This is a genomic window from Flavobacterium panici (genome assembly GCF_024499525.1).
Lineage (GTDB): Bacteria > Bacteroidota > Bacteroidia > Flavobacteriales > Flavobacteriaceae > Flavobacterium > Flavobacterium panici.
In genome coordinates this window covers 1554427-1579005 of the sequence record NZ_CP100437.1, presented here as the reverse complement: position 1 = coordinate 1579005, position 24579 = coordinate 1554427, and the positions used below count along the sequence as shown (strand labels likewise).

Below are 24579 nucleotides of genomic sequence, written 5' to 3'. Positions count from 1 at the left end.
CACTTATATGGTTCATATCAAATAAGGCAGATCACAAAGCTGGTTTTATCTTCATCGGTTTGGTAGCTTAGGTAGCCGCCATGAGCTTCTATGATGTTTTTAGAAAGTGTTAATCCAATTCCGGCGCCATCTTTTCTGGTGGTGAAAAAAGGAAGAAATATTTTGTCCTGAATTTCCGGATCGATTCCTTTTCCGTTATCCGAAATTGAAATGAAAAAACGATTGTTTTCGGTATAACTCGACAAATACATTTTCTTTTCGTTTTTCTCTTTTAAAGCATAAACACTATTGGTAATCAAATTAATAATTACCTGTTCCATCTGATTTTTATCAATCATAATCGAACGTGAACTGTGAATGTCGTTTATCAATTCAATATTTTCTGCTTTCAAAATCGGACTCATAATTCGCAGGCAGTCTTCGAAAAGAGCATTTATCGGTGTCATTTGTTTCGTTGGCGTTGGCAGCATGGCGAGTTTACGGTAGTTTTCTACAAAAACCTGCAAATGATCGCTTCGGTTTATTATGGTCGAAATACTGCTTTTAATGTCGTCAAAATCATCTTCTTCTAAACTTTCCTGATCGACAATATGAAGTAAATTCTGCGAAAGCGCACGAATTGGCGTTAATGAATTCATTAATTCATGCGAAATAATCTTCATCAAATTAATCCACGCTTCTTTTTCTTTTTTCTCAATAACACGCTGAATACTGTCTAATAAAATGATATAATATTCTTTATTATAAGTTTGTGTTCGCGAAGTCTGTAGCATAAAAGTCTGCAAATCCTGTTCTTCAATTTTAATTGAAATTGCCGATTTTAATTCGCTGAAATCTGTTTTTTCAATTTCATTGCAAAGTGAGGGCAGGTAATTTTTAAGGTATTTCCAATGACTTACTTTTGGAACTTTAAATAAATCTGAGAAACAGTCATTCATCAAAAATATATCCCAGTCTTCGTTTCCTTTTTCAAGAATTAAAGCTGCGGTGTCAATATTATTTAAAAGCGAACGGTAAATCATTTCTTTCGATGTCTGTTCTTGCTGTTGTACTTTTAAATATTCATATAAAAGATACAGGCTTTTAAAATTGTCTTTTTTATTCTCTTCGGGGAAATTGGTAGAAAAATCATTCTGAAGAATCGAAAGCAAAGTTCTGTCGTAAAATTGGAGTTGGTTTTTTACATAAAGATACATTTCGGCTAAAAATATAAAAGCAAAAAAGCCAACCAAAAGTGCATTATAATAGAACATTTTATAGATAAGAAAAACGCAGACAAAAAAGAGAATCATTACAAACAAGACTCTCACAAATAAAGCGTTATAAAATTTCCAGTTTTTCATTGTTTTTTTTTATTTGCCACAGATTAAAAGGATTAAAATGATTTTTTATACTTTATCTTGAAATCTTTAGTTTCCCACAGATTCTGCAGATTTTGGGGATTAATTATAATTCATTTTTATCAGCTAAATCTCCAGAATCTGCGAGAAACTAAAATTTAGGTAAAAGAAAAATCTTTTTAATCTGTAAAATCTGTGGCCAAAATTATCTTAGTTTTTCAAATCGTATTTTTCAATTCTTCTGTACAAAGCGGCTCTTGATAAACCTAATTCTTCGGCGGTTTTTGAGATGTTTCCGTGATGTTTAAAAAGCGCTTTCTCGATTGCTGTTTTTTCCATTTCAGATAACGGATTATCATCATTTTCATGAATTTCTTCAAAATCGAGAATATCTAAATCGGTTACAGAAATCGTGTTGTTTTCGGCTAAAATAAGGGCGCGTTCTATTTTATTTTCCATTTCACGAACATTTCCTTTCCACGGATACTTTTCCAAATATGGCGCGACATTTTCTTCAAAATGCCATCCCGAAGCTTCGGGACCATGATTGTATTTTTCGGCGATATTTTCAAGAATAAAATTTGCCATCGGGACAATATCATCTTTTCTTTCGCGTAACGAAGGCAGATTTATTTCCATTGTATTAATTCTGTACAGTAAATCTTCTCGAAAGGTTTTATTTTTTACCTCAGCTTTGATATCATTATTTGTTGCCGAAATTATTCTGACATTTAAAGGTCTTGGTTTGCTTTCGCCTAAACGTGTAACGGTTTTAGTCTGCAGAACGTGCAATAATTTTGATTGTAAATGAAGCGGAATATTCCCAATTTCATCCAGAAAAATGGTTCCGTTCTGCGCCATTTCAAATCTTCCAGGCGTATCGGTTTTGGCATCTGTAAAAGCGCCTTTTGCGTATCCAAAAAGTTCGCTTTCGAATAAATTATCACTTAAAGATCCTAAATCAACATGAATAAAAGGTTCTTTTTTTCGTACCGAATTTTGGTGGATAAACTCTGCAAAAACATATTTTCCGGTTCCGTTTTCGCCTAAAATCAAAACATTTGCATCTGTTTTAGCTACTTTCTCAGCAATAGAATACGCTTGTTTTATCTTTTGAGATGTACCTACAAAATATCTTTTTTCTGTTTTTTCAACAACATGTTTTTTGCTGTTTTTTCGGCTTTCGGCAACAGCCTTATCAATTGTTTCGAGTAATTTTTCGTTATGCCAAGGTTTTAAAACATAATCAAAAGCGCCAATTTTTATTCCTTCAACCGCTGTATCAATTTTTCCAAAAGCGGTCATTAAAATGACAATTGTATTTGGTGAAAGGGTTTTTACTTCTTTCAGCCAATGAATTCCTTCTCGTCCGTCTTCAAAACCAATTCTATAATTCATGTCCAGCAAAACGACATTAATTTCGTTTTCGCTCAAAATTGAAATGATTTTTTTGGGATTGTTTGTTGTAAAAATCGTTTCAAAATGTTTTTTAAGAATCATTTTTGCCGAAAAAAGAATTTCTTCCTGATCGTCAACGACTAATATTTGGGCTTGCTTTTTTCTCATACTGATATTTTTTGTCCGATTTTGAACGGTCAACTGTTCATTATCGAACACTTTGTTTTTGGATGTTTTTTAAAGCCTGTTTAAAATCAGGGCTTTGCAAAAAATAAATTTTATGGCACAGTATTTACCTATTGATTATCAGTAAATTATTTAAAAAAATGGACACGATAATTCCTCGTAAAAATAGAAAATTTAGATATCTCACAATAGCAATTGGAGTTTTTTTAGCTTTGGCCGCAATTCTCTTTTTTTCTTTTAATTCAAAAAGAAGTTTAAATGTAAAAGCCGAGGAACTTTCAATTCATAAAGTTGAAAAAGCTTTTTTTGAAGATTTTGTGGTTTTTCAGGCAAAAGTTGAACCGTTGAACGTAATGCTTGTAAACGTTACAGAAGGAGGATCTGTAAAAGAGATTTTTGTAGAAAACGGTGCAATGGTTACAAAAGGACAATCGCTGGCCCGTTTATACAACCCAAATACAGAACTGAATTATTTGACTCAGGAAACTGCTATTATCGAGCAAATCAACAATTTAAATACGGGAAAACTAAACATTAGAAATCAGGAATTGAATTTGACTAAAGATTATGTTTTAATCGAACATGATTATAATGATGCTAAAAGATTGTATGATTTAAATGCAAAATTGTTTGCCAAAGATGTGATTTCAAAAAACGACTGGAATACTTTTAAGGAAAGTCTTCGTTTTCAGGAAGAACGTAAAAAAACAATTCAGCAAAGCATTCAAAAAGAAAAACAATCAAATCAATTGCAGATTTCCCAAATTAACCGTTCAATTCAAACAATGGAAATGAGTTTGGAGATTTTAAGAAATAACAAAAAGAATTTTTTGATTACTGCTCCAGAATCTGGCCGACTGACTTCTTTTGAACCGGTTTTAGGAAAAACGTTTCAGGCTGGAGAAAGTATTGGAAAAATTGACTCTAAAAAAGGCTATAAATTATCTGCCGATGTTGATGAGTTTTATTTGGAAAAAATTCGCGAAGGTTTAAAAGGTCAGGTTGAATTTAAAGGAAAAACACTGGAAGTTATTGTTACTAAAGTAATTCCTGAAGTTAAAAACGGACATTTTATTGTAGAATTAGCTTTTACATCTAAAGAAGAGATTGCTTTACAAGACGGATTAAGTTTTGGCGTAAAGCTGATTCTATCTGAGAAAAATAAAATACTGGTGGTACAAAAAGGAAGTTTTAATCAGGAAACTGCGGGGAAATGGATTTTTGTAGTAAAAGGAAATAAAGCCGAAAGAAGAAATATAAAATTAGGAAGAGAAAATCCTTCGTATTATGAAGTTGTGGAAGGTTTGAAAGAAGGCGAATCTGTGATTATTTCTTCTTATTCAGATTATAAGGATATTGAGGAACTTTCGATTCAGTCACAGTAATTTTTAAGTAATCAGTGTTCAGGTTTTTAGTGTTCAGTCGCGGTTTAGCAAAAAAGTCTGCCACGAATTCCACGAATTTGCACTAATTATTATACGCATTACGAAAAATTAATTCGTGAAAATTCGTGGAATTCGTGGCGAAACCAAAATATAAAAACATCAATCATCAATCAAAAAACGTAATTAATAACTAATCTTTTAAAATATGATAACGATACAAAATTTAACCAAAGTATTTAGAACAGAAGAAGTTGAAACTGCTGCTTTAAGCGGTATTAATTTAGAAATTAAAAAAGGGGATTTTTTAACTATTATGGGGCCTTCTGGCTGCGGGAAATCTACTTTATTAAATATTATCGGGCTTTTAGACAGCGCTTCTACTGGAAGTTATAAATTACTGGATCAGGAAATGATTGGTTTAAAGGAGAAAGGAAGAGCTGCTGTTCGTAAAGAAAACATTGGTTTTATTTTTCAAAACTTCAACTTGATCGATGAACTTTCGGTTTATGATAATATCGAACTGCCTTTGCTTTACAATAATGTAAAAGCATCAGACAGAAAACAAAAAATTGAAGCTATTGCTGAGAAATTAAATATTTCACATCGTTTGAAACATTTTCCGCAGCAGCTTTCAGGAGGTCAGCAGCAAAGGGTTGCGGTTGCAAGAGCTTTGGTTAATGATCCTAAAATTATACTTGCCGATGAGCCAACAGGAAATCTGGACAGTAAAAATGGTAATGAGGTAATGGAACTTTTAACTGATTTACATGCTAAAGGTGCTACAATTTTGATGGTTACCCACTCTGATTATGATGCTTCTTTTTCGCAAAGAACGATTCATATGAAAGACGGTGTTATATTCTCTGAAAAATTAAATCAACGCAATGTTGATGTTTTTATGGACGCTAAATAATCGAAAAAATGATAAAATTTGTTATTACTGCAATCTTAGTTCTGGTGGGATTTGTTTGCAAAATTTTTACCCTTCTATAAAAGGCAAAACAGCCTTTAGACCAAAAAATAACTAACGTAATTATAAAACTTATACCATGATTTTTAACTGGTTTAAAATATTTATTTATCATTTAAGGCAAAGCAAATTGTTTTCGCTTTTAAATGTTTTAGGATTAAGCATTGGGGTTGCGAGCGTGATTTTTGCCATTTTATACTGGAATAATGAACACGCTTACAATCAATGGAATCCGGAGAAAGAAAATGTATATCAGGTTTTGAATAAAATAGGAAGAACCGGAGATACGTGGGCTACAAGTTCAATTCCATTTGGACAAACCTGCAAGGCAACAATTCCTGAAATTGAGCAGATTTCCTTTATGCACAATTGGTATAACGAATCAGCTATAAAGTATCAGAACAAAAAAGTAATCGATAAAAAGATAACGGTATCTGATAATAACTTTTTTGATTTTTTCCCTTTTCCAATCCTAAAAGGTGCTAAAAAAGATATTTTAAAAGAGAAAAACAGCGTTGCTATTTCTGAACAACAGGCTAAACTGCTTTTTAATAATGAAGATCCTATCGGAAAATCCATTACTTACAATGATAAGTCCTATATCGTAAAATCTGTTTATCGCATTGTGACACCTTCTTCTATTGAACCTAACTATGTTTTTGGTGATATTGTGCGTGAAAGTGACATTAACAGCTGGGGAAATTTTAATTATGGTTTGATGATTAAAATTAAAAAAGGTGCTGATCCTGTTTCGGTTTTAAAGAAAATGCATAACGTAAATTATGTAAACAGAACTGTAAAAGATGCTAAAGAAAGCGGACAGACGGTTGAGCAGTACGTCAAAGAAAATGGAGAAATAGAGATTATACTTGACCAGCTGAAAACGCTGCATTTACATGGCACAAAAACTTCGGGATCTGCTACTCCGGAGTTTAAAGGAAACCTACAGCTTATTTATATTATGGCTGGTTTATCAATATTAATTTTAGTTTTATCATTGGTAAACTATATTAATCTTGCCACAGCTTCTGCCATAAAACGTGCTAAGGAAGTTGGTGTTCGTAAAATTGTTGGTGCTTCAAAAAACCAAATTATAGCGCAGTTTATATTCGAAACAACAATAATTGTAATGTTGTCTATTTTGTTTGCTTTGGCAATTGTTGAACTTTCTCTTCCGTATTATAATTCTTTTTTAAGAAAGACTTTGACTATGAATGGCGGTGAATTTTACCTGCAGCTCATTTTGATTTTTGGATTAGTAATCATTCTTGCGGGTATATTCCCTGCCATTTATATCTCAAATTTCGAAACTTTAAAAGTTTTAAAAGGTAATTTCTCCAGAAGTAAAAGCGGTATCTGGATTCGAAATTCGATGCTTATTTTTCAATTCGGAATTGCAACATTTTTTATCATTGGTGCTTTGATCGTAAATTCTCAGGTAGATTATATGATGAATAAAGATCTTGGTTTTAATGGTAATCAGGTTATCAGAGTTCCATTTAATCATAACGATTATAAAACAAAGGGTGAAAAATATCAATTAACAAAACAAGAAGTTCTTAAAATATCAGGCGTTCAGGACGTTTCTACTTTTGCCGGTACATTTGGTAACAGTACTAATTCTAGTTCTGGTTTTACGCACAATGGTGTTTTTGTTCAGCCGCGAAATGTTGAAATGGATTTTGGTTTTCTTGATATGATGAAAATTAAAGTGGTTGAAGGTCGTGATTTATCTCCAAAATTTGCATCAGATACTGTTAGCAACTGGCTTATAAATGAAACACTGGCTAAATCATTAGGACTTAAAAATCCTATAAATACGGTGATCACTTCTGGCTGGGGAGATGAAAAGGGAAATTTAAAGTTTAAAGTTGTTGGAATTGTAAAGGATTTTCACATTACGGGATTGCAGAATAAAGTTCCGCCAATGATTTTTGTTAATCTTAAAACATTGAAATGGAATAACTTTGATAATGTATATATAAAAGTTTCTCCAAATAATTTATCTGAAACATTAGAAAAATTAAAAACATATTGGGAGAAAAATGTAAGTCCAGATTATCCTTTTGATTATGAATTTGTAAACAAAGGATTTGCAAAAACTTATGAAGAGCAAGTCAAACAAAAAGATTTGTTTTTTATCCTGAATCTGGTTGTAATCACAATTGCTGTTTTTGGATTGTTTGCTTTGGCATCATTTTCGATGGAAAGAAGACTTAAAGAAATTGCGATTAGAAAAACGCTTGGCGCAGAAACTGATGTTTTAATGAAAGAATTATCTAAACAATATATTCTTTTCTGTTTAATGGGATTTGGAATTGGAATTGTTCCGGCTTATATTTTATTGCAAAAATGGCTGGAGGATTTTGCTTTCAGAATTAATGTTTCGCCCGTTCCGTTTAGTATTGCGCTTGTTTCGCTGTTAGTTCTTACTTTGCTGATTGTTTTGGCAAAAGCGTATCAGGTAACCAAAATAGACGTTTTAAAATATTTAAAATACGAATAAGCTTGTAGACCATTTTTTTAAAAGAATCCCCGTCAGATATTAGAATCTTGACGGGGATTTGTTTTTTATTTTAAGGCAACCGGATCAGCATACAACAGTTTATCTAAACGTTTATCGCGGTCATAAACATCTGGATAAAAACCAATTTCGCCGTCATCATTTACCCAGGCGGTAAAATATCCTATATAAATTGGAATTTTATTTTTGAGCATGCAGGTGGTTTCTTTTTCGCCGCTCATGGCCTGATTAATTTTATCAACCGGCCATTCAGGATTGTCTTTTAAAATTTCTAGTGCCAGTTGTTTGGCTTCTTTTACATTTATACAGCCGTGGCTGAAAATTCGTTTTTCAAATTCAAACAAACTTTTTGCAGGTGTATCGTGCAGGTAAATATCATTTGGGTTCGGAAACATAAATTTGACTAATCCCAAAGAATTGTCCGGACCTGGTTTTTGTCTTACATGGCCTCCATTCCATTCCATATTATGATCAGCGAGATAGTTTTTATCTTCGGCTATTTTCAGTTTTAATTCATTTTGAATAATGCTTGTTGGAACATACCAATACGGACTAAAAACAATTCGGTCGATATTACCGCTAAAAATCACCGTTTCTGTCATTCGCGTTCCCACAAAAACATCCGAAACCAAATTATATTTTCCATTCTTTACATAAACCAGTCTAAACGACGGAATATTTACCATTACATATTCATCTGCTTTTGCCAGTTTAGTGGGAATCCATCTGCAGCGTTCCATGTTCAGCATAATGGTGCGGATTCTGTTTCCAATTGGCTCGTTCATCTGATCAATTTGTTCTTTTGTAAAAGTATAATTCAGTTTAAGTCCGTATCGTTTTTTATATTTTAAAACGGCGTCCATCATTTCCTGATCATAATACTGTCCTTTAGAATCTTCTTTTAAATCACCCACCACAAACAAACGTTCTCTAATTTGCTGGATAACTTTTCCGCTGTCTAAAGGTTTTAGCTCCTTGAAATTTGCTTCGTCAATATCAATTTTTTTCCAAAGACCGTTTTTTTCAATATTTCGATATCTCTGTAAAACATCCTGAAGTTTATAATATTGGCCAAAAAGAAGGTTTTCATCCTTATTCAATCGGTTGGGATCACCCATTAACGAATCTAAAATTCGATCGTACGAAATTGTTTTGGCTGGAAGATACCAGCCAATTTTTTTCAAAGTCTCTGCATCCACTCCGGAATATACATTACTGGCATAAAATACATACATATTTGACAACAGCAGTTCTGTGTCTATTTGCGGCAGTTTATTTGAAACATTTTCATTAAAAACATTGTCAACCAAGTCCATATAAGGCATTTCGGCATTGATTCCCTGCTCTTCTAAAAGGCTTACTTTATGATATAATAAGGCGCCAAATTCGCTGACACTTTTATCATCATACCAAATCGTGTTATATGCTTTCTTTTTATAAAGATCTTCAACGTCTTTTTGATATTTTTTTAGTTTGGGATACTTCGCATAAAAGTTATTTATTGAAGCGGCATCAATTGTTCCTAAAACGAATTTGTTTTTGAGTTTAAAAATGTTTTCAAACTCAGAATTTTCATTTTTAATTTTCGATGTATGGCTTGCCGCATTAATAGAAAACATTAAAAAACTACAAGCAATAATTACAGTAAGAGAAGTAAAATTTCGCATATTTTTAAGGTTTAAATTTTTAATATTAAATCATTTAAAAAATATCGAAAACTCATAACGAAGCTCCAAAAATAAGTTTTCATACTTTTTTGTACTATTTGGAAATCTTAGATTTAAGGCACTCAAATTTAATCAAGATATTTGACAATTCTTACATTTACTGCTGTAAATTTCATACATTTTAGTATTCGTTATAATTATAAGAAATCATTACAGAATAAGGTTTCAAAACCTATTTTTGAATTTTAATGGTTTTAAATAATCAGGATTCATCATTTTGGCTAATCTCAATATCAATAAATACAATTTAAAAGGGTTTAAATCCGAACTTAATCTGTTATCTTTGCAGTCTGAAATCAGTTTAAATTAATATAGATTTTTAAATCGGTTTCTTTCCATATATAATAGCACAATAAAATGAAATTAGATAGAAAAGAAATTCTTAAAGCTTTAGAAACAATCACTATAGCTGGAGAAGGAAAAAATATGGTCGAAAGCGGTGCGGTTGCTAACGTACTTACTTTTGGCGACGAAGTTGTTGTTGATTTAGTATTGCATACGCCAGCGATGCATATTAAAAAAAGGGCTGAAGACGATATTAAAAAAACGATTCACGAATTAATATCTGCCGATGCTAAAATTAAAGTAAATATTAAAGTTGAAACTCCGGAGAAAGCCGAAATTAAAGGTCGTGCTATTCCGGGAATTAAAAATATTATTGCCGTTGCTTCCGGAAAAGGAGGAGTTGGTAAATCAACCGTTACTGCAAATATTGCCGTTACGCTTGCAAAAATGGGTTTTAAAGTTGGAGTTTTAGATGCCGATATTTATGGGCCTTCTATGCCAATTATGTTTGATGTTGAGAATGAAAAACCGGTTTCGATTACTGTTGACGGAAAATCGAAAATGAAACCAATTGAAAGTTATGAAATTAAAATGCTTTCTATTGGATTTTTTACAGCACCAAGCCAGGCAGTAATCTGGAGAGGTCCAATGGCTGCAAAAGCATTAAACCAAATGATCTTTGATGCAGACTGGGGAGAATTAGATTTCATGCTTCTTGATTTACCTCCGGGAACTGGAGATATTCACCTTTCTATAATGCAGTCTTTACCAATTACGGGAGCTGTTGTAGTAAGTACGCCGCAAGCTGTGGCTCTTGCCGATGCTAAAAAAGGAGTTTCCATGTTTATGCAGGATAATATTAATGTTCCTGTTTTGGGAATTATCGAAAACATGGCTTACTTTACACCTGAAGAATTGCCAAATAATAAATATTATATCTTTGGACAAGAAGGTGCAAAAAATCTTGCAGCAGATTTAGATGTTCCGTTTTTAGGAGAAGTTCCAATTGTGCAGTCTATTCGCGAAGCGGGAGATTACGGACGTCCTGCAGCTTTACAAACTGCATCGCCTATTGAAGCTGTTTTTGAAGAAATCACCAGAAACGTAGTTCAGGAAGTAGTAAACAGAAACGAAAGTCTTCCTGCTACCGAAGCCATTAAAATTACAACTATGGCAGGCTGCTCTGCAGTTAAAAAAAATTAAATAATTAGATAATGAGATAATACGGCAATTAGGTAATTATCTAATTGGCACATTTTCACAATTGACACATTAATTATGACAACAGAAGAATTAACAAATAATGTTTTATTGGCCTTAGACGAAATCAGGCCATTCTTAAAGTCTGACGGCGGAGATATTTCGCTAATTTCTATAGATGACGATAAACATGTAAAAGTTCGTCTGGAAGGCGCATGCATAAGCTGCAGCGTAAACCAGATGACACTTAAAGCCGGAGTAGAAACTACTATAAAAAAATATGCACCGCAAATTGAAACTGTGGTAAATATCATGTAACAAAAAACGATATTTTTCCTGTTGTTTTTGATTTGTTGAATTAACAAGAATAATAGGCCTTTAAGTGGAAAGATTTATAAAAATTCAATAAACCAGCTCGATTATTGTGGTTTTTTGAGGATTTCATAAAAAACAATATAAAGATTTAAGAGTTTTAGTTAACTATTTGTTACATTTTTAACTTAAATTTGTGACATAACCCTTAATCTTATATTTTATGAAGAAATTTTACACTCTATTTTTGTTAGTGTTTTTTGCGTCAGGCATTTATGCGCAAAATAAAACAGTTGTTGTTGACAAAGCTTGGATAAGCGAAGCCGAAGAATGGTCAGATTTTACATACTCAGGAAAAATTGTATTTTCAATTAACCCTGCTGATGTACCTGGAACTTTAAGTATTGGGAATTATGATTTCTTATACGATTTTGTTGATGGAAAGGGAAAATTTTCAAACAAAGCAACGTACAGCTCAGCTCAGTTTTTGAATCCGAGAAAAGTTTCTGCAACGACAGACAAACAAGGAGTTTTAAACTCTACTTACGAAGGCACATTAATTTTTCAATCTGACAGAGATTATTATTCAGTAGTTGCTGTTATTACAATTCTTGAGAAAAGCGATACTATTTTAGGCGTAAAAATGCGTCTTAAAGAAAGCAACGGAAAAGAATACGCTTTTAGTACAAAACCTACGAGTTAGTATAAATACGAGGATTTTTTCACGTTATAAAATCCTACCAATAAAATTCCAATAATAAATGGATGTATTAATAAAGATTAAAGATCGAGAAGGAGTTATACACGAATTACAGGCTCCGACTGATATGGCAATGAATATAATGGAGTTATGCAAGGCATACGAACTTCCTGTTGAAGGAACCTGCGGAGGAATGGCCATGTGTGCTTCCTGCCAGTGTTACGTTCTAAATGATGTTGCGTTACCAGAAATGGGAGATGAAGAAGAGGCTATGCTTTCGGAAGCGTTTTATGTTAAATCTAATAGCCGTTTAGGCTGTCAGATCCCAATTACTGAAGAATTAGAAGGACTAGAATTAGAACTGGCTCCGGAATATTAAAATACAAAAGCGAGAATCAAATTGGTTCTCGCTTTTTTTATCGTTACGATTTAAACCTGACAGGTTTATAAAAACCTGTCAGGTTTCTGTTCTCTATACACAAACAAAAGGCATCAAAAAAGCCGTAATTACATTACTGCAATTACGGCTTTTTCTTTATAACAATTTTCTTTAATCTCTAATTATACCAAACCTGCCTGAATTAAATATTCAGCAATTTGAATAGTGTTTGTTGCTGCGCCTTTTCTTAAGTTATCTGCAACGATCCACATATTTAATGTGTTTGGCTGGCTTTCATCACGACGGATTCTTCCAACAAATACATCATTTTTACCTTCTGCATATAATGGCATTGGGTAAGTAAATGTATCTAAATTATCCTGCACCACTACTCCATCAGTATTGTGTAGAATTTCACGAACTTCATTTACTTCAAAATCATTTGTAAACTCAACATTTACTGCCTCACTATGTCCGCCTACAACTGGTACACGAACTGCCGTAGCTGTAACTCTGATGGTGTTATCACCAAGAATTTTTTGAGTTTCACGCACTAATTTCATTTCTTCTTTAGTGTATCCGTTATCTTCAAAACTATCGCAGTGTGGAATTGCATTTCTGTGAATTGGATATTTGTAAGCCATATCACCCTGAATTCCTGCGTATTCATTTTCTAATTGTTTCACAGCTTTTACACCAGTTCCGGTAATAGATTGGTAAGTAGAAACGATGATTCTTTTAATGTTGTATTTTTTATGCAAAGGAGCCAAAGCTAATACCATTTGAATAGTAGAACAGTTTGGGTTTGCAATAATTTTATCTTCTTTTGTTAATACAGATGCATTAATTTCTGGAACTACTAATTTTTTAGTCGGGTCCATTCTCCATGCAGATGAATTGTCGATAACAGTTGTTCCGGCAGCAGCAAATTTTGGAGCCCATTCTAAAGATGTATCACCTCCGGCAGAGAAAACCGCAATATCAGCTTTCATATCTACAGCAGTCTGTAAACCAACAACTTTATATTTAGTTCCTTTATATTCAATTTCTTTTCCTACTGATCTTTCAGATGCAACAGGGATTAATTCTGTAACAGGAAAATTTCTTTCTGCTAAAACTTTAAGCATTACTTCGCCAACCATTCCGGTAGCACCTACAACTGCAATTCTCATTATTTATATTTTTAAATAGCTATTAATCTAATTTTACTCTGCAAAAATAGTTATAATAGAAACGAAAACAATACGCTTCACAAAAAATAACAAAATGTTATAAATTAAACAAACATTTAAATCAAAATATATCTGGTTGATTAATTTCGAGCTCATCTTTTGCACAAGCAATTATAAAAGGATCAAAATGATTCATAAAGTTCTCTTCGAGAATTTCTCTACCTTTTTCATCTCCAAAATAAAATGAAATATTAATAATCATTTGGAGAGCCATTAGTAAATCACTATCCTTGCTTTTGTCTTCCGAGTATTTCAATTTCGAAATTTCGATAATTTCGAAGATTAGAGCCTCTTTTGTTTTCAGATCTAATTCATCTATCAGACCCGTATTCTGAAAAATAATATCAAAAATCAAATAATACAAAGTTTCGATCTTCAGATTACCCGATTTACGATACACTGGCGTAAGTTTTGCCAGTATTTTAATCAGGGCAAGACTTATTATCTGCTCTTCTTCTCCTTCAAAATCATAAGCAGCCATCAAAAAGCCTAAGACAGCGTTGACTCCTGTTAGATCTTCATTATTGAGATTAAACAGCAATAGTTCTGAAATAGCAGCTCCCTTTTCTTTTTTTATTGCTTTAAGCTCTGTTTCAATTTGCTTAGTTATATCCATAGAATATGAACCGCTCATAAAAAGCTTCTGAATTCGGTCATTTAAAACCTGTATTTTCATATTCTTACAGTATTAGATTAAAAAAAACCGCCCCAATTAAGAAGCGGTTAAGTTAGACTTAGTGTAGCGGTATATTGTATTATTGTTTATTTTTTAAAAGATCTCTAATTTGAGTAAGCAGTTCTTCCTGAGTTGGTCCGGCTGGTGCAGCGGGAGCAGGATCTTCTTTCTTTTTAAGATTGTTTATTCCTTTAATAATCAAGAATAAAACAAAAGCAACGATTATAAAGTTAATTACTGCCGAAAGAAACAAACCATATTTTACACCTCCAAAAGCCGTCAGTTCTTCAATAGTGGATAAATGTGCCGCATCTAATGCCGGTTTCAATATCAATGGCGTTATTACATTTTCAATTAATGAGCTTACAATTTTACCAAAAGCTGCTCCAATAATCACACCGACAGCCAAATCGACTACGTTGCCTTTCATTGCAAATTCCTTAAATTCTGAAAATACACTCATAATTATTTCTTTTAGTTTATAAATTAATTATACCGAAAATACGTAATTTTCTTTAGAGTTTCCAAAATCTATCTAAAAAATACTCGTTTCACACGCTGCGAAATACTTGTCATTATTTCATAAGGAATGGTTTTTAAAGCTTCGGCCATTTCGATAACGGTTGGGCTTTCGCCGAAAATAATTACCGAATCGCCTTCTTTACAATCAATATGACTTACATCAACCATTAACATATCCATGCAGACACTTCCTACGATATAGGCTTTTTGATTTTTAATGGTTACAAAACCAACCTGATTGCCCCATAATCTCGAAATTCCATCTGCATAACCAATTGGGATTGTGGCAATTTTGGTTTCTTTTTCGGCCATAAAACGACGCCCGTAACCTACGCTGTCACCAGCAGGAATAACACGAACTTGTGAGATGATCGATTTTAAAGTTCCCACATTTTCCAGATATTTCTGCTCTAACGGATCGTTTGAAACACCGTATAAACCAATCCCTAAACGAACCATATTATATTGTGCATCTGGAAAATTACTGATTCCCGATGTATTTAAAATATGACGAATTGGGTTTATGTTTAATTCCGTCATTAATTTTGAAGATAATCTTTCGAATAAATTAATCTGTTGAATGACAAAATCATAATGTTTTAAATCGTCGCTTGTTGCCAAATGTGATAAAATACTCTGAACACGAACGGTTGAATTTCCTTTTAAAGTTTCAATTAACTCATCGATCGTATTGTCTTCAAAACCTAGACGATGCATTCCGGTGTCGACTTTGATGTGAATTGGAAAATCTTTTAAATTCTTTTCTCTGGCAATTTTCAAAAAGGCATTTAATCCTTTTATACTGTAAATTTCAGGTTCTAATTTGTATTGAATTATCGACGGAAAACTGGTCGATTCAGGATTCAAAACCATAATTGGTAGTTTGATTCCGCCATTTTTCAGCGAAATTCCTTCATCGGCGAAAGCCACACCTAAATAATTCACTTTATTATGTTCAAGTAATTTTGCAATTTCAAGTCCGCCGTTTCCGTAACCAAAAGCTTTTACCATAACCATAATTTTTACATCGTCGGCCAGTTTTGATTTGAAGTAATTTAAATTATGATTGATGGCGTCAAGGTTAATTTCGAGAACTGTTTCATGCGTTTTTTCCTCCAGCAGCGAAACAATTTCTTCAAACTGAAATGACCTTGCCCCTTTTATTAAAATGGTTTCATTATTGAAATTCAAGTTTTCAATTTCGGCGATAAATTCTGCCGTATTTTGAAACATCGTGCTATTTGGAAATTTATCTGCAAAAGATGAAATCGTAGTTCCAATACCAATTACACGATTGATTTTATTATCTGAAATTAACTGGGCAACTTTAGAATAAAGTTCTTCATTTGTAAATCCGCTTTGAAAAATATCTGATAATATGACAGCTTTTGAAGCATTTTTTTTCTGGCTTTCTAAAAAATCCAATGCAATTTTCAGCGATTGAAAATCCGAGCTGTAACTATCATCAATTAAACTGCAATTGTGGATTCCGTTTTTAACTTCCAAACGCATTTCAACCGGATAAAGCAGTTTTACACGATTTTGAATAACCTCAAAATCATAATTAAAACGCAGTAAAACCAATAAACATGAAATGGTATTTTCAATAGAAGCAGAATCACTAAACGGAATCTCTAAATTGTAAACATCGTCTTTATATTGGTATTTAATGATTGTCGAATCGTTTTTAGTTTCTTTCATCAGAATAAAAACATCGGCAGTAGCGTCTGTAAAACTCCATGAAAATAAAGTTCTGTTTTGAAGTGGATATTCGACAGAAAAATCTAAAAGACACTGATCTACCAATTCATTTTTTTGATAAATGATTACGGCTGATTTTTTGAAAAGCAATAATTTTTCTTTGATTTTTTGTGTCAGATTTTCGAAACCTTCATCGTGTGCAGAACCTATACTGGTTAAAACACCAATATTTGGTTTGATGATTTTTTCGAGGTTAACCATCTCGTTAACTGTCGAAATTCCGGCTTCGAAAATTCCTAAATTATGTTTTCCATTTATGGCAATAACTGAAAGCGGAACGCCAACTTGCGAGTTATAACTTTTTGGGCTTCGGATAATATTATAGTCGGGACTTAAAAGGAAATTCAACCATTCTTTCACGATGGTTTTTCCGTTACTTCCGGTTAAACCAATTATAGGGAAATCGAATAAATCACGATAATAACCCGCCAATTCCTGAAGGGCTTTGAGGGTATTTTTTACGACGAAAAAATTGGCTTTTCCTTTTACATTTTCGGGAATATACTGAACGACAAAATTTTGAACGCCTTTTTCTATCAATTCGGAAATGTACAAATGAGCATCGTTATTAACCCCGGAAAGAGCAATAAACAATGTTTTAGACCCGTTTTGTAAAGAACGGCTGTCGATCGAAATATGATCTACAAAAATATCAGAATCTGAACCTATCCATTCGGCGTTAAAAACTGGGATTAGGCTTTTTAAATTTATGCTCATTTAGTAATTTCTTTTTGTCAAATTTAAAAAAAGGTTTGCCATGAATTCATTTTTAGATGTAAAAAAGAGTTTGCCACGAATTACACTAATTTCCACGAATTATATTATTTGTTGAATGCTCAAATATTAGCCACAGATTAAAAAGATTCTCACAGATTAGAAATCCTTTTAATCCTTTAAATCTGTGGCAAAAAATTAAAAAAATAATTCGTGGAAATTAGTGTAATTCGTGGCAAGAAAAATATGCTAATAATTTGTGAAAATTTACGCAGTTAATTGCAAAAAACATTAATTCCTTATATTTGTTCAATACCACAAAATAATACGTTTTGAAAAAAATACTTCCATTATTCTCCTATATACTCCATCCGATTTTTATATCGATGTACGCTACATTATTATACCTTTATTGTAAGGATGATATTTTTACAACGCAGGAAAAATACTTTGTTCTGTTTCAAATTTTGGTTATTACCATTATTGTTCCCATTCTGTTTTTCATGCTTTTGCGCTCAACCGGACACGTAAAATCGATGATGCTTCCGGAAAACTCTCAGCGTCGCATTCCGCTTATTTTACAATGCTTTTTATATATTTTATTAGTAAAAAGAAGTATTGTAATTACCCGTTATCCTGAATTGCATTTCTTTTTTCTGGGTGCGCTATTTAGTACAATATTAGCCTTGGTATGCTCGCTTTTTAAAATTAAAGCCAGTCTGCACATGACCGCTATTACAGGGTTTACAATCTTTGCAATTGGATTAAATATTCATTTACAAATGCACAATCCGTATTGGGGCGCGTTGTTGATTTTATTATCTGGAATTGTGGCTTCGTCCCGATTAGAAATGAATGCTCATACACCAAAAGAAATATCAATTGGTTTGTTAATTGGTGTTTTGCCTCAGGTATTATTTTTGTATTTGTGGTTATAAAATGTAGAATATCAATCCTGCGTTGAGCGTTTTCATGGTTACTTTTTCTCCGGTTAATGTGGTAACACCATCTTTAAACAGCGGACTCAAACCATAATACAAATAAACATTCCAGGTATTGTAACCCGCAGAAATATAAGGCCCGTATTGGAATTTATTAATGGCATCATTATTATTTATTCGATACGTATTTTCGCCATCGTCTAAAATAGAAGTACTAGAAAAGATGTAACTTAATTTTACTCCGCCATAAATTCTCCAGAATTTTGTGCTTTCATAGGTCGAATTACGCCATCTAAATTCTATTGGAAGTTCTACAGAATATTGTCTGTATCGGTTTGAAGAAATTTCTCCGGCATCTACAACATTATAAACTACGGCACCGTTTCCATCTTTTGAAATACCAAAATTTTGATAGTAATTTTGATAACTCAATCCTAAACCAGCTGCAATAGAAACTGTTCTAGTTTTGTTGATTGGCATGTCGCGCAAAAATCCGCCCGAAAGTCCAAGCGAAAATTTGTTTTGTTTGAATTTTTGAGGAATATCTGTAAACATATTATAGGTTACAGAAAAATAAAACTGATCTTCTCTGTACAAAGAATCTATTTTAACTATAGGTTTTATTTCTGCTTTGACATCTTCTTGCGAAAAAGCATTAAAAAATGAAACTAAAAACAAACAGCTAAATAGAAATCGCATATAATTTTTTGAGTTTAAAAAAGGTTCTGTAAAATAAACGCTTAATCGAATCGATTTATTTCACTTACAAATATAATATAATGATAGTTCAGGTAGCGATTAGAAAGCAATTATTCTGTTTTTGATGACGAATATTTGTGTTTGCTGAACTTTTTTCAAAGAATCTGCATTAGAATTCAAAAAATGAATTTGATCTTTTATACCTTTGTCCTGTATGAAGAAAAAACAGCTCATATTAAGTTTCTCTTTTGCTGTCACAATATTGTTCTCGATATTGTTTCAGTCCATACACAGTTATGAGCATATTGTAAAACAGCTTTCAGAAAAACAATGTCACCACAATTATAATGATCCAAGTGGCGAAATAACGCATCAGCACCATAATTACGACCTTTGTTATGTTTGTAATTTTGCTTTTGGAAGTTATATTGTTCCTGAAACTTTTTCTTTTCAATTTCATTCTTTCAGCAGCGAAATCCCTTATTTTTTCCCGCTGTCAGAAAACATTTTCTCCGTTTCAACAACTTCGTATTTATTACGAGGCCCTCCCGCTGCTATAGTTTCTTAATAATTCAACATCTCTTTTTTTAAAATCTAAATTCAAAACAACTTTGAGTTTCCTAATCCTGTTTATTAAATTGGGATTAGAATACTTTACTGTTCGTTTAAGTTTTTCATTTAAAAGAAGAAAATCCATTTAACTATAGCAAAATTTTCAAATGAAAAAATTAATAATTGCCCTTGTTTTAGGGTTTTCGGGCTTGCTTTCTGCCCAAAATTCGGTTTCAGGAACAGTAACTGACAATCAAAACCAGCCATTACCGGGCGTTTCTGTTTACGCTCAGGAATTGCATAAAGGAACAACGACTGATGCAAACGGAAAATACGAATTAAACAATCTTCCAAACGGGAATCTGCGCCTGTCTTTTTCTTATGTTGGATATGCCACCCAAAATAAAAACATCTTAAAATTAGTAAAACAAAATAATGTTGACGTAACACTCGAAGAATCTATTTTAGAAATGGATGAAGTTGTGGTTTCTACGCCTTTCAACAAATTGCAATCGCAAAACGTAATGAAAATCGAGCATGAAAGCATTAAAACTTTACAGCAAAAAGGGACTTCAACTCTAATTGAAGGTTTGGCTACAATTCCCGGAGTTTCGCAAATTTCTACCGGAACATCTATTGGTAAACCGGTTATTCGCGGATTGAGCGGAAACCGTGTTTTAGTATATTCTCAAGGCGTTCGTATCGAAAACCAGCAGTTTGGAGACGAACATGGTTTAGGTTTAAATGATGCCGGAATTGAAAGTGTTGAAGTTATTAAAGGCCCGGCATCGCTATTGTACGGTTCTGATGCTTTAGGAGGAGTTTTATACTTTAATCCTGAAAAATTTGCTGATGCCGGTACTTTTAAAGCTAATTTCAGTCAAAAATATTTTACGAATACAGAAGGAAGTAATTCTTCTATTGGATTAAAAACGTCTACTGATAACTGGAAATTTTTAGCGCGCGGAAGTTACAACACCCATTCTGATTATAAAATTGCCGATGGTGACCGCGTAACAAACTCTCGTTACAATGAAACGGATTTTAAAACCGGAATTGGCTACAGTAATTCAAGCTTCTCAAGTGTTTTAAGATACAATTACAACAAACTGGATATTGGAATTCCTGAAGATGGAATTGCAGAACAATCTTCCAGTAAAGACACACAGTTTCCAAGACAGGGAATTTTTAATCATTTATTGAGTTTGAACAATGTTATCTTTTTTGAAAACTCAAAACTTGATGTTGATTTAGGTTATATTTCAAATGACAGAAGTGAGTTTGAAGATAGCAACAATGCTTCACTTCACATGAAACTGAATACTTTGAATTACAATTTAAAATATCATTTTCCTAAATTCGGAAAAATTGAAACGATTGTAGGTGTTCAGGGAATGCATCAAACGAATAAAAATTCGGGTGAAGAATATTTAATTCCAGATGCGACAACTAATGATTTTGGTGTTTTTGGAACTGCAAATTACGAATGGGATAACAGCGTTTTACAAGCCGGATTACGTTTTGACAACAGAAACGTTACTTCTGATGCACACGGAATTGAAGGCGAAGAAGGTTATTTTTTACCTCTTGACAAATCTTTTGACAGTTTTAATGCTTCTTTAGGATATAAAACAAAACTGGCTGAACCGCTTACACTTCGTTTAAATGTTGCAACCGGATTTAGAGCGCCAAACTTAGCGGAGTTAACTTCAAACGGGGTTCACGAAGGAACAAATCGTTATGAAATTGGAAATGCTGATTTGAAAACAGAACAAAATGTTCAGACTGATTTGAACTTAGAATACAAAAACACGCATTTTGAGTTTTTTGTAAACGGATTTTACAATCATGTAAATAATTATATCTACACTTCGCCAACTGGAGAAACGCGTGATGATAATGATGTTTTTGCTTATGTTCAGGATAATGCACAATTGTACGGAGGTGAAGTTGGTTTACACTTTCACCCGCATCCTTTAGACTGGTTGCATTTTGAAACTAGTTTTGAAACTGTAACGGGGAAAAAAGATAATAATGATTACTTACCGTTAATTCCTGCAAACAACTGGAATAATACGCTTAGAACTGAATTTAATATCAAAAACTGGTTAAGTGAAGGTTTTGCTTCATTAAACGTATCTTCAACTTTCAGCCAGGATAATGTGAGCGGTTTTGAAACGGCTTCTAAAGGGTATACTTTGGTTAATTTAGGTTTTGGAGGAACGGTAAAACTAGGAAAAACTGCTTTTGACATCAACCTGAACGGAAACAATTTATTCGACAAAAAATACATTGCGCACCTTTCAAGATTAAAAACAGACGGAATCCCAAATATTGGTAGAAACATTGTTCTGGGCGTTAATTTCAATCTGTAACATTTTTTTTAAACCATATAAGTTATATAAGTAAATAAAAGCTAAGTCTTAAATTAAATGAGCTCATATAACTTATATGGTATAATTCTTTATTCTTCAAATAGGTCATACTGCTAAAAATTAAGTACGCCTTAAATTACTTATATAACTTATATGGTTTAAATTATTTTCACAACAAAAAGTGCTATTTTTGTTACAACTGTTAATCAAAAACTATGAAAAAAACCTTTCTTATAATGGCAATTACAACTGCAGGAATTTCATTTGGACAAAATAAGATTCAATACCCGGAAACTAAAAAAGGAGAAACTGTCGACGTATATTTTGATACGAAAGTAAGCGATCCGTATCGTTGGCTTGAAGATGATAAATCTGCCGAAACTGGAGCTTGGGTAAAAGCTGAAAACGAAGTAACTTATGGATATTTAGATAAGATTCCGTTTCGCGAAGAACTTAAAAAACGAATGGAAAAACTTTGGAATTATGAAAAAATAGGTGCTCCATCAAAAGAAGGAAAGTTTACTTATTATTCTAAAAATAATGGGCTTCAAAATCAATCTGTTATTTACAGAAAAGATCTAAACGGAAAAGAAGAGATTTTTCTGGATCCAAATACTTTCTCAAAAGACGGAACTACTTCGCTTGGCGGATTAGATTTTTCTAAAGATGGAAATAAAGCGGCATATTCCATTTCTGAAGGCGGAAGCGACTGGAGAAAAGTGATTATTATTGATGCTTTATCTAAAAAAGTTCTGGAAGATACTCTTGTTGATGTAAAATTCAGCGGTATTTCATGGCTTGGAAATGAAGGTTTTTATTATTCTAGTTATGATAAACCAAAAGGAAGTGAACTTTCTGCAAAAACAGATCAGCACAAATTGTACTTTCATAAGTTAGGAACTTCTCAAAAAGAAGATAAAGTAATTTTTGGTGCAGACCAAAAAAGAAGATATGTTGGCGGCTATGTGACCGAAGACAATCATTATTTAGTGATTACGGCTGCAAATTCGACTTACGGAAATGAACTTTATATTAAAGATTTAAAAACACCAGACAGTCCAATTATTACCATTGTAGACAACTTCAACAGTGATAATAATATTATCGAAAATGAAGGAAGTAAATTATTTATACAAACGGATTATAATGCTCCGAACGGACGTGTAGTTTCGGTAGATTTCAGCAATCCGAAACAGGAAAACTGGAAAGATTTTATTAAAGAAACAGAGAATGTTTTATCTCCATCTACAGGCGGCGGTTATTTCTTTGCTAATTATACAAAAGATGCTGTTTCATTGGTTTTACAATATGATTACAGCGGAAAACTAGTTCGCGAAATTAAACTTCCTGCTGTTGGAACTGCTGGAGGATTTGGTGCAAAAAAAGAAGAAAAGATTTTATATTACAGTTTTACAAACTATACAACTCCGGGAACTATTTTTTCTTTTGAACCAAAATCTGGTAAATCAGAAGTGTATCAAAAACCAAAAGTTGATTTTAAAAGTGAAGATTATGAATCTAAACAAGTTTTCTACACTTCAAAAGACGGCACAAAAGTTCCTATGATTATTACGTATAAAAAAGGAACAAAATTAGACGGTAAAAACCGAACGATTCTTTATGGTTATGGCGGGTTTAATATTAGTTTGACTCCTGCATTTAGTATTTCGAATGCGGTTTGGTTGGAAAACGGAGGTGTTTATGCGGTTGCCAATTTAAGAGGCGGCGGTGAATACGGAAAAAAATGGCATGATGCGGGAACAAAACTTCAAAAACAAAATGTGTTTGATGATTTTATTGCTGCTGCAGAATACCTAATTGCTCAAAAATATACTTCATCTGATTATTTAGCGATTCGCGGAGGATCTAACGGAGGTTTATTAGTGGGTGCAACAATGACTCAGCGTCCTGATTTGATGAAAGTAGCTTTGCCTGCGGTTGGTGTTATGGACATGCTTCGTTATCACACTTTTACTGCTGGTGCGGGTTGGGCGTATGATTATGGAACGGCTCAGGATAACAAAGAAATGTTTGAATACTTAAAAGGATATTCACCTGTTCAAAACGTTAAAAGCGGCACTAAATATCCGGCAACAATGGTTACAACCGGAGATCATGATGATCGTGTTGTTCCGGCGCACAGTTTTAAATTTGCTGCTGAATTACAGGATAAACAAGCGGGAGAAAATCCAGTTTTAATTAGAATTGATGTAAAAGCGGGTCACGGCGCAGGGAAATCTGTTGCGGCTACAATTCAGGAAAATGTAGACATCCAGGCTTTCACACTTTATAATATGGGTTTTAAAGCTTTGCCTAAGAAGTAAGACTTTAAGTTAAAATTTTATAGCCACAAATTCACGAATTATTTTTGTGAATTTGTGACTGTTTTTTTTGCCACGAATTACACGAATTAGCACGAATTTAATTGATTGGAATTTGCAGAGTGTTTTTTTGCCACAGATTAAAAGGATTAGATGGATTTTTAAAATCTGTGTGGATCTTTTTAATCTGTGGCTTTATTAATTTGTTTCACGCAGATTTTGCAGATTAAGCTGATTCTATGTGTAAAATAAATCTGTGGAATCTGCTAAATCTGCGGGAAAAAATAATTCGTGAATTCGTGGCTATTTTTTGCCACAGATTAAAAGAATTAAAATGATTATTATATATGCTTTTATTATTAATCTGTGAAAATCTATTT

At 32.9% G+C, this 24579-nt stretch carries 19 protein-coding genes; 11 read left to right on the top strand and 8 right to left on the bottom strand.

The features are described 5' to 3' along the window. Positions 1 to 17 precede the first annotated feature (17 nt). Positions 18 to 1343, bottom strand: coding sequence for a sensor histidine kinase (locus NLJ00_RS07010; RefSeq protein WP_053469922.1), 1326 nt, complete (start codon positions 1341 to 1343; stop codon positions 18 to 20). 207 nt (positions 1344 to 1550) lie between these two features. Then, complete coding sequence (locus tag NLJ00_RS07005; RefSeq protein ID WP_256636701.1) at positions 1551 to 2906, bottom strand: sigma-54-dependent transcriptional regulator; 1356 nt, start codon at positions 2904 to 2906, stop codon at positions 1551 to 1553. A 158-nt stretch (positions 2907 to 3064) separates the two neighbouring features. Between NLJ00_RS07005 and NLJ00_RS07000 the strand changes: the two genes are divergently transcribed. The 3 genes from NLJ00_RS07000 (at position 3065) to NLJ00_RS06990 (ending at position 7785) form a co-directional block, all read left to right on the top strand. Beyond that, entirely contained in the window at positions 3065 to 4309 is a 1245-nt protein-coding gene (locus tag NLJ00_RS07000; RefSeq protein WP_256636700.1) for an efflux RND transporter periplasmic adaptor subunit, read from the top strand. Positions 4310 to 4514: 205 nt separating this feature from the next. Continuing rightward, entirely contained in the window at positions 4515 to 5222 is a 708-nt protein-coding gene (locus NLJ00_RS06995) for an ABC transporter ATP-binding protein (RefSeq protein WP_180857211.1), read from the top strand. A 136-nt stretch (positions 5223 to 5358) separates the two neighbouring features. Then, on the top strand, positions 5359 to 7785 hold the full coding sequence (locus NLJ00_RS06990) for an ABC transporter permease (protein WP_256636699.1): 2427 nt from the start codon (positions 5359 to 5361) through the stop codon (positions 7783 to 7785). Positions 7786 to 7850: 65 nt separating this feature from the next. Here the strand turns inward: NLJ00_RS06990 and NLJ00_RS06985 are convergent, their stop codons facing one another. Next, entirely contained in the window at positions 7851 to 9470 is a 1620-nt protein-coding gene (locus NLJ00_RS06985) for a L,D-transpeptidase family protein (RefSeq protein ID WP_256636698.1), read from the bottom strand. Between the two features lie 417 nt (positions 9471 to 9887). Between NLJ00_RS06985 and NLJ00_RS06980 the strand changes: the two genes are divergently transcribed. The 4 genes from NLJ00_RS06980 to NLJ00_RS06965 all read left to right on the top strand — a co-directional run bounded on the left by NLJ00_RS06980 (position 9888) and on the right by NLJ00_RS06965 (position 12406). After that, positions 9888 to 11018, top strand: a complete 1131-nt coding sequence (locus tag NLJ00_RS06980; RefSeq protein WP_256636697.1) for an Mrp/NBP35 family ATP-binding protein — start codon at positions 9888 to 9890, stop codon at positions 11016 to 11018. 75 nt (positions 11019 to 11093) lie between these two features. Further along, positions 11094 to 11333, top strand: coding sequence for a NifU family protein (locus NLJ00_RS06975; RefSeq protein ID WP_053469915.1), 240 nt, complete (start codon positions 11094 to 11096; stop codon positions 11331 to 11333). A gap of 217 nt (positions 11334 to 11550) precedes the next feature. Next, the gene (locus NLJ00_RS06970; RefSeq protein WP_256636696.1) at positions 11551 to 12030 is read left to right on the top strand and encodes a hypothetical protein; all 480 of its coding nucleotides are present in this window, start codon (positions 11551 to 11553) and stop codon (positions 12028 to 12030) included. A 58-nt stretch (positions 12031 to 12088) separates the two neighbouring features. Continuing rightward, positions 12089 to 12406 carry a 2Fe-2S iron-sulfur cluster-binding family protein gene (locus NLJ00_RS06965; protein WP_012023404.1) on the top strand — a complete coding sequence of 106 codons (318 nt, stop codon included), beginning with the start codon at positions 12089 to 12091 and terminating at the stop codon, positions 12404 to 12406. 182 nt (positions 12407 to 12588) lie between these two features. On the opposite strand, the gene NLJ00_RS06960 is transcribed toward NLJ00_RS06965, so the two are convergent. The 4 genes from NLJ00_RS06960 to NLJ00_RS06945 form a co-directional block, all read right to left on the bottom strand. Next, on the bottom strand, positions 12589 to 13578 hold the full coding sequence (locus NLJ00_RS06960; protein WP_256636695.1) for an aspartate-semialdehyde dehydrogenase: 990 nt from the start codon (positions 13576 to 13578) through the stop codon (positions 12589 to 12591). 121 nt (positions 13579 to 13699) lie between these two features. Further along, positions 13700 to 14314, bottom strand: coding sequence for a hypothetical protein (locus NLJ00_RS06955; RefSeq protein ID WP_256636694.1), 615 nt, complete (start codon positions 14312 to 14314; stop codon positions 13700 to 13702). 79 nt (positions 14315 to 14393) lie between these two features. Continuing rightward, positions 14394 to 14777, bottom strand: a complete 384-nt coding sequence (gene mscL / locus NLJ00_RS06950) for a large conductance mechanosensitive channel protein MscL (protein WP_180857207.1) — start codon at positions 14775 to 14777, stop codon at positions 14394 to 14396. A gap of 68 nt (positions 14778 to 14845) precedes the next feature. Beyond that, on the bottom strand, positions 14846 to 17314 hold the full coding sequence (locus tag NLJ00_RS06945) for a bifunctional UDP-N-acetylmuramoyl-tripeptide:D-alanyl-D-alanine ligase/alanine racemase (RefSeq protein WP_256636693.1): 2469 nt from the start codon (positions 17312 to 17314) through the stop codon (positions 14846 to 14848). 329 nt (positions 17315 to 17643) lie between these two features. Between NLJ00_RS06945 and NLJ00_RS06940 the strand changes: the two genes are divergently transcribed. Continuing rightward, positions 17644 to 18249, top strand: coding sequence for a hypothetical protein (locus NLJ00_RS06940; protein ID WP_256636692.1), 606 nt, complete (start codon positions 17644 to 17646; stop codon positions 18247 to 18249). Here NLJ00_RS06940 and NLJ00_RS06935 read toward each other — a convergent pair. Beyond that, positions 18244 to 18951: a porin family protein gene (locus NLJ00_RS06935; protein ID WP_180857205.1), complete on the bottom strand. Its 708-nt coding sequence runs from the start codon at positions 18949 to 18951 to the stop codon at positions 18244 to 18246. The genes NLJ00_RS06940 and NLJ00_RS06935 overlap by 6 nt on opposite strands. Positions 18952 to 19165: 214 nt before the next feature. Here NLJ00_RS06935 and NLJ00_RS06930 point away from each other — a divergent pair, with 214 nt between their 5' ends. The 3 genes from NLJ00_RS06930 to NLJ00_RS06920 all read left to right on the top strand — a co-directional run bounded on the left by NLJ00_RS06930 (position 19166) and on the right by NLJ00_RS06920 (position 24202). Beyond that, positions 19166 to 19519 (top strand): hypothetical protein, encoded by a 354-nt coding sequence (locus NLJ00_RS06930; protein ID WP_256636691.1) that lies wholly within the window; start codon positions 19166 to 19168, stop codon positions 19517 to 19519. 151 nt (positions 19520 to 19670) lie between these two features. After that, entirely contained in the window at positions 19671 to 21878 is a 2208-nt protein-coding gene (locus NLJ00_RS06925) for a TonB-dependent receptor (RefSeq protein WP_256636690.1), read from the top strand. A 215-nt stretch (positions 21879 to 22093) separates the two neighbouring features. Continuing rightward, positions 22094 to 24202, top strand: a complete 2109-nt coding sequence (locus NLJ00_RS06920) for a prolyl oligopeptidase family serine peptidase (RefSeq protein ID WP_256636689.1) — start codon at positions 22094 to 22096, stop codon at positions 24200 to 24202. Positions 24203 to 24579 lie beyond the last annotated feature (377 nt).

Bases quoted from the DNA above. Each gene is read 5' to 3' on its own strand.
- NLJ00_RS06920 (WP_256636689.1), top strand. From the start codon at position 22,094: ATGAAAAAAACCTTTCTTATAATGGCAATTACAACTGCAGGAATTTCA.
- NLJ00_RS06935 (WP_180857205.1), bottom strand. From the start codon at position 18,951: ATGCGATTTCTATTTAGCTGTTTGTTTTTAGTTTCATTTTTTAATGCT.
- NLJ00_RS06955 (WP_256636694.1), bottom strand. From the start codon at position 14,314: ATGAAAATACAGGTTTTAAATGACCGAATTCAGAAGCTTTTTATGAGC.
- NLJ00_RS06980 (WP_256636697.1), top strand. From the start codon at position 9,888: ATGAAATTAGATAGAAAAGAAATTCTTAAAGCTTTAGAAACAATCACT.
- mscL (WP_180857207.1), bottom strand. From the start codon at position 14,777: ATGAGTGTATTTTCAGAATTTAAGGAATTTGCAATGAAAGGCAACGTA.
- NLJ00_RS06975 (WP_053469915.1), top strand. From the start codon at position 11,094: ATGACAACAGAAGAATTAACAAATAATGTTTTATTGGCCTTAGACGAA.
- NLJ00_RS06965 (WP_012023404.1), top strand. From the start codon at position 12,089: ATGGATGTATTAATAAAGATTAAAGATCGAGAAGGAGTTATACACGAA.
- NLJ00_RS07000 (WP_256636700.1), top strand. From the start codon at position 3,065: ATGGACACGATAATTCCTCGTAAAAATAGAAAATTTAGATATCTCACA.
- NLJ00_RS06970 (WP_256636696.1), top strand. From the start codon at position 11,551: ATGAAGAAATTTTACACTCTATTTTTGTTAGTGTTTTTTGCGTCAGGC.
- NLJ00_RS07010 (WP_053469922.1), bottom strand. From the start codon at position 1,343: ATGAAAAACTGGAAATTTTATAACGCTTTATTTGTGAGAGTCTTGTTT.
- NLJ00_RS06925 (WP_256636690.1), top strand. From the start codon at position 19,671: ATGAAAAAATTAATAATTGCCCTTGTTTTAGGGTTTTCGGGCTTGCTT.
- NLJ00_RS06945 (WP_256636693.1), bottom strand. From the start codon at position 17,314: ATGAGCATAAATTTAAAAAGCCTAATCCCAGTTTTTAACGCCGAATGG.
- NLJ00_RS07005 (WP_256636701.1), bottom strand. From the start codon at position 2,906: ATGAGAAAAAAGCAAGCCCAAATATTAGTCGTTGACGATCAGGAAGAA.
- NLJ00_RS06990 (WP_256636699.1), top strand. From the start codon at position 5,359: ATGATTTTTAACTGGTTTAAAATATTTATTTATCATTTAAGGCAAAGC.
- NLJ00_RS06960 (WP_256636695.1), bottom strand. From the start codon at position 13,578: ATGAGAATTGCAGTTGTAGGTGCTACCGGAATGGTTGGCGAAGTAATG.
- NLJ00_RS06985 (WP_256636698.1), bottom strand. From the start codon at position 9,470: ATGCGAAATTTTACTTCTCTTACTGTAATTATTGCTTGTAGTTTTTTA.
- NLJ00_RS06930 (WP_256636691.1), top strand. From the start codon at position 19,166: ATGAAGAAAAAACAGCTCATATTAAGTTTCTCTTTTGCTGTCACAATA.
- NLJ00_RS06995 (WP_180857211.1), top strand. From the start codon at position 4,515: ATGATAACGATACAAAATTTAACCAAAGTATTTAGAACAGAAGAAGTT.